The sequence below is a fragment of the Micromonospora globbae genome, from assembly GCF_003610785.1.
GTDB lineage: Bacteria > Actinomycetota > Actinomycetes > Mycobacteriales > Micromonosporaceae > Micromonospora > Micromonospora globbae.
In genome coordinates, this window is sequence record NZ_RAQQ01000068.1 from 1 (window position 1) to 5,151 (window position 5,151).

Annotated in this window: 6 protein-coding genes; 1 reads left to right on the plus strand and 5 read right to left on the minus strand. The window is 67.3% G+C overall.

Annotated elements, in window-relative coordinates:
• Window positions 1–57 precede the first annotated feature (57 nt).
• Window positions 58–537 carry a hypothetical protein gene (locus D7I43_RS32950; protein ID WP_158610209.1) on the plus strand — a complete coding sequence of 160 codons (480 nt, stop codon included), beginning with the start codon at window positions 58–60 and terminating at the stop codon, window positions 535–537.
• A gap of 249 nt (window positions 538–786) precedes the next feature.
• Here the strand turns inward: D7I43_RS32950 and D7I43_RS32115 are convergent, their stop codons facing one another.
• The 5 genes from D7I43_RS32115 to D7I43_RS32135 all read right to left on the minus strand — a co-directional run bounded on the left by D7I43_RS32115 (window position 787) and on the right by D7I43_RS32135 (window position 4,976).
• Window positions 787–1,284, minus strand: coding sequence for a DUF5956 family protein (locus tag D7I43_RS32115; RefSeq protein ID WP_120332302.1), 498 nt, complete (start codon window positions 1,282–1,284; stop codon window positions 787–789).
• A 113-nt stretch (window positions 1,285–1,397) separates the two neighbouring features.
• Window positions 1,398–2,156 (minus strand): hypothetical protein, encoded by a 759-nt coding sequence (locus tag D7I43_RS32120; protein WP_120332303.1) that lies wholly within the window; start codon window positions 2,154–2,156, stop codon window positions 1,398–1,400.
• Window positions 2,157–2,367: 211 nt separating this feature from the next.
• Window positions 2,368–2,646, minus strand: a complete 279-nt coding sequence (locus tag D7I43_RS33985) for a hypothetical protein (RefSeq protein ID WP_120332304.1) — start codon at window positions 2,644–2,646, stop codon at window positions 2,368–2,370.
• The gene (locus D7I43_RS32130; RefSeq protein ID WP_120332305.1) at window positions 2,634–3,050 is read right to left on the minus strand and encodes a helix-turn-helix domain-containing protein; all 417 of its coding nucleotides are present in this window, start codon (window positions 3,048–3,050) and stop codon (window positions 2,634–2,636) included. Before D7I43_RS32130 ends, D7I43_RS33985 begins: the two co-directional genes overlap by 13 nt.
• A 1,146-nt stretch (window positions 3,051–4,196) precedes the next feature.
• Window positions 4,197–4,976, minus strand: a complete 780-nt coding sequence (locus tag D7I43_RS32135; protein WP_120332306.1) for a transposase family protein — start codon at window positions 4,974–4,976, stop codon at window positions 4,197–4,199.
• Window positions 4,977–5,151: the final 175 nt, after the last annotated feature.

Below are 5,151 nucleotides of genomic sequence, written 5' to 3' on the forward strand. Positions count from 1 at the left end.
GCGGCCATCGCGTTCTCTCTTCCTTCTCTGACTTGGTCGTCTTGAAGGATCGACGCGATGGCCGTCTCTCATCTACGCAACACGCCCATCACGGGCAAGTCGTACACCACTCCAGTGGACGCAACCCGCGGTGAGGGCGCGCCGCTGGGCGCCCAGCACACGGGCGAGTCGCAAGGTATCGATCAGACCCGCCGGCGCGAGTCCGGGAACGCGGCGTTCAAGCAGCCGCCAGTCAACGCAGACGTTGTGACCAACCAGGAAGTGGCCGTTGACCCGGCGCCCGAGGCACTGCGCGACATCACCTCGCCATCCCGGTCTTGCGCACCGGTGCCTTCCAGATCGATCGCGGCGAGGTTGACGCTGGCCCACGGTGCCGAGCTGCCGTTCATGCCCCTCCTCCTGCGAAGGTCAGCGCTCCGTTCTCTAGGCCCGCCGCGGCGGCCCATCTCTGCGGACGCCGGGGGCACCAAAGAGTCGGTCGGCCAGCGACGAAAGCTGGGCCATGCGAGCCTGGTGGCCGAAATCGGTCACTTCTGAGGTATCTCAAGGGTGTACGCATGGGCAACGAACGTTTCGATGTACGCCCGATACAGGTGGCCGTCAAGTGCGGCAGCATTCTCGCCCGATTGCCACATGCGCATGGACTTGCCGTCACAGCCGCCCAGAGGGGACCCAGCGCGGCATCCTGGCGATCCTGCCGCCAGCTCGGGACGTGGTGACGGAGCGCCGTGCTACGACGAGACCGCCGCCCACAGCAGCGGGTCAACCGTCGCCCCCATCGCCAACTCACCGTTCCCGGTACAGCTCCTCAAGGGCCGCACGGATTGCCGGCACCGCCTCGGCGGGGTGGTGGTCGAGGGGTAGGTGCTTGATCGCCTCGTAGACCGCTTCGTCGATGTCTCTGACGGTGAGGTCGTCGGGTAGGCGTTGGAACCAGCGATAGCCGGCCGGCCGCTCCGGCAATCCCACATCGCGCAGAAACGAGTTCGCGGCCTCATCGATGATCGCCTGGTCATCGGCCGTGCGCGGCTCGAAGAACGTACGCTCCCCGGCGCGGTCGATGACCTTCACCTCCACTTGATGTTGCCGGAACTCTGCGAGCCGGGCCAGGGTGGCGGGGTCGGCGAGGTAGCCGAGCATGGCATCCCAGCCGGACTCGCTCAGCTCCCAGTACCTGCCATCAGGAGTGCCGATGGCGTGGCGGCGGTCGGAGATGTCCGGCGGCGAACCGGGGAACGGCGCGGCCGTGTCCCAGGCGTTCGGTGCGGCGCTGGTGTCGCGCATGCTGCTCCTCGGGAGGCTTACTACGGCACGGTCCCGGCCTCCCCGAGGAAAGAACGGGACCGCGATCACGCGTCCGTATTCACCTGGATGATACGACTTTGGACCGGACAGGATCAGAACTTGCAGGGGTCGGCGGTCGACCCGTAGCACTTGAAGCGCGCCGTCTCCAACGCGGGCAGGGCGCGCACGGAGTAACCGCCGGGGGTGAAGTCGGTGTTGAAGGCCGCGTAGTACGGCTTGGGGTTGACCAGGAAGTTGCCGTAGAGGGTCGGGCTGTTCCAGCGCCAGTTCGTGCCACTGATACGGCCCGGGTAGAGAGCGTGGTCACCGCAGTCGGCGTCCGGCCAGTTGTCGATGACCTCGTAGCAGTTGATCCAGGAGTCGCTGAACGTCAGCGACGGACCATAGTCCCAGATCAGGGAGACGGTCCACCGACCGCGGCGACCCTGGAGGCTGTTACGGATGATCACGTCGAAGCTACCGATGACACCGCCGCTGTCGCCGTAGGTGGCGTTGCCCTTCGTCTCTCCGATGTAGCGCTGAGCGTCGATGATGCGGTGACAGGTGCCGCTGCTTTCGCACCAGGTGTCGTAGTCGTCGGCGAGAACCGACACCGGGTCGGGGGCCGGGACGGTCGTGGCGGCGACGGGCGTGAAGGTGGTGGTGGGGGTGCCGTGGGCGTCGCGGCGAGTGCTGGTCAGGCCGGCGCTCGTGCAGACCCACTCCGGCGATTCCTGCTGCATGGCGAGCGCGATGCACGGCGCAAGAACCTTCTGAGCGCCGTCGTAGGTGTTCTTCACGCGCTGCCCGGCCACCGCCGGGGCTTCCAGGGCCGTGACGCCGAGCACGACGGCGAGAAGGCCGGCGACCATTACGCCGCCCCTTCTGAGACTTCGGATGTTCACGCTTTCTCCTCTCACGCAACTACCGGTGAATGCGGATGCGAGAATCCTTGCGATATGCGGAAGGTCAATCAATGCTTTGTCGCCTTGCTGACATACATTTATGGATGTCGATGGGATCGCACGGAATGGCCGCACGGCGTCAATGAATTCCGGCGGCAACAAGCGTTTGCATCCTGATTTAGTTAGCGCGGCCTTTCTCCGCCGGGCTTGACTTCGGCCACCCCAAAAATCGATCAAACAACTCCCCGTCGCTCGGAACGTCGGCACGCAGCTTGGCCAAGTCGTCCGCCGCATCGCCCAGCGCCCCGGCCAGGTACACGAACAGGCTCACTCGATTCCGCTCGTACTCAGCCAGCAGCGCAAGCCTCGCGTCCCCGCACGGCCACGGATGGCCGCAGGCACGACACAGCCAAATCGGCCGGATCGGCGTGTGAGGTCGGCGCGTCACGACCGCCACCCCGACTCCGCCAACAGCCGATGCAGCTCCCGGCAGACACACCCGGGGGGCGGCTGGGCCAGGAGCTGCCGGATCTGCGCCTCCTTCTCCTGCTCCCGAAGCCTGCGCGCCAACGCATCCGCCCGGCCCCACGCGGCCAGCAACGCGCCCTCGCACCCCAGCGCCACGTCGCAGGCGATCCAGAACTCACGGGGCGCGAACTGGCGCCCCACCTCCACGTTGGCGATGCTGCTGCGCGACCAACGCACCAGCACCGCCAACCGGTCCTGAGTCACACGCGCCGACCGCCGCGACTCCGCCAGAACACGCCCCAACGTCCGGCGAGACTCCGCGACCAGCTCAGGCGTCACCACCTCCAGGCGGCGGCTGGGAGCCGCGAGCGCGGCCAGGACGGAAGTCGTCACCGCCGGCCACCGTCCGCATCACACGGACGAGCCCGCGGCCCATCCGGCGCGCACTCCGCAGCGGTGCGCGCCGGCAGCCCGGCCCTCTGCCCGGTCCTGGTGCGCCACGCCAACAGGCTCTCGCCAGCCCGCGCCAGCCGAGGACAACTACCATCCGCCTGGCATCGGGAGCAGACGTTGCGGTGGTGGAAGTCAACGACGAAGCCCGCCATCATGACGGCAAACGGCGGTTCAGGCTGCGGCGTCCCCGGGCTCACGGTCGGTCACCGCGTGACCGGCGGCCCGCTTGGGAAGCGCGCCACATGCCACCCCGCGTCGACAAGGGCCGGTCCTGGGTCAGTGGCATCGTTGGGCCGTTCCCCGTCGGCGTCGAGCCGGCATTGGGCCCATACGCTGCGCCCCGGTGGGAGTGCGCCGAGCACTCCGCAACGTTCACAGCGTCACCGTTGCGCTGGAGCCACATCCATCGATGCATCCGATGCGCCTCCCGACGCTTCCCAAACAGCCTCGTTGTCGGCGCGAGTCGTGCTAGCGCAGCCTGTGCCGCCTCGGCCCGCTCGCCCCCGTGGTCAGTCGCCACGCAGTCCACCTCCCCCAGTGGGCAGGACGCGCACATGTGCGCCATGGGACAGCTCACGCGGCGCGCCCTGCCCGGTCACCCACCACCACGGCACTCATCTGCACGTAGCAATGGGGAGCCGTTAGGACCGAGCTCAACAAGAGCGGACGACGACTGCTCATCGCTGCGGCCCTTGCGTAGTTCTAGCGAAGCCCAAGTCACAGCCGGTCGGTACGCTGTGACGCACGTCGAAGCGGTGAACGTGGTGAAAGATCAACTTCTAGACGGGGGTGCACCGTGCCGCAAGCGGGACCTGGCAACGCCAAACTGGCCGCCGTCATCGCCGAGGCAGGCATGTCGCACGCCGAGGTGGCGCGAGCGTTTGTGCGGGTCGCACAGGAGAGCAAGGCACCCGAGTTCGCCGGAGTTGGCCGCTCTCACGTCTCGCACTGGGTCGCAGGCTCAAAGCCGTCCGGTAGGGCACCCATACTGCTGTGCGAAGCACTGTCACGGAAGCTCGGCCGGATCGTCACCCTAAAGGGTGTCTCGTAACTCGGTGAAGCCGTTGCCCGGTAACTGTGCTGGCGTCACCCCGCGAGGATGATGTTGTGGAGATGGGCGATGCCGGAAGCGGTGTCGGTCAATGTGCTGGCGGCGCGGCGGTAGTCGCGCAGGATCTTGAAACACTTCATGCGGGCCAGGGCGTGTTCGACCTGCGCGCGGACGGTGCGGTGCTGTCTGTTCAGGTCCGCCTTCCACTCGGGTAAGTCGCTGCCGTCGGCGGGTTTGCGGTAGGGGATGATCACGTCGGGGTTGCCGCGGTAGGCGCCGTCGGCCATGACGGGCTGTCCGGCCAGTTTCTGGTCGATGCCGCTGGTGCGGTAGACGACGGTGTCGTTGCGGTTGCCGGGTTGCGGATCGCCGAGGGCGACGACGAGGCGGGTGTGGGCGTCGATGGCGACCTGCAGGTTTGTGCTGTAGCGGTAGTTCTTGCTCGGGGCGGCCAGGCGGTGATCCCGGGTCGGCACCAGAGTGCCGTCGACGATGGTGACCTGGTCGACTCGACGCCGGCGCCCCGGCGCCAGAGCGAGCAGAGGGCCGACGGTGTCGATGACCCGATGCGCGGCGGAGTGCGACACCCCGAACAGCGGGCCGATCTGCCGCATCGTCAGGTTCGTGCGCCAGTACGCAGCCACCAGCAACACCCGGTCGGCGAGGTCGAGAGACCACTGCCGGCCCGGTCGACCGTCAGCGATCGCGTCACCGCCACGCTCGGCGACCAGCCGCACCAGCTTGCGGAACTGGGCGGGCTGCAGCCCGGTGAACGGAAAGATCCACTCCTGGCGGGCCGCCGAGATCACCTGCACCCCGACATGATCCACCACGGACCGATCACCGAGTTACGAGACATCCCTTAGCTTGATCTTTAACCTGTGCGGCGGGGCCGGGGATTGGCAGTCTTCGTCTTCTTTGCAGCTGCTGTCTTGGCGGTCGTGGTGGTCGCGATGTGGACGTCGTAGCGCGGGGTGGGGTGGTTGTTGC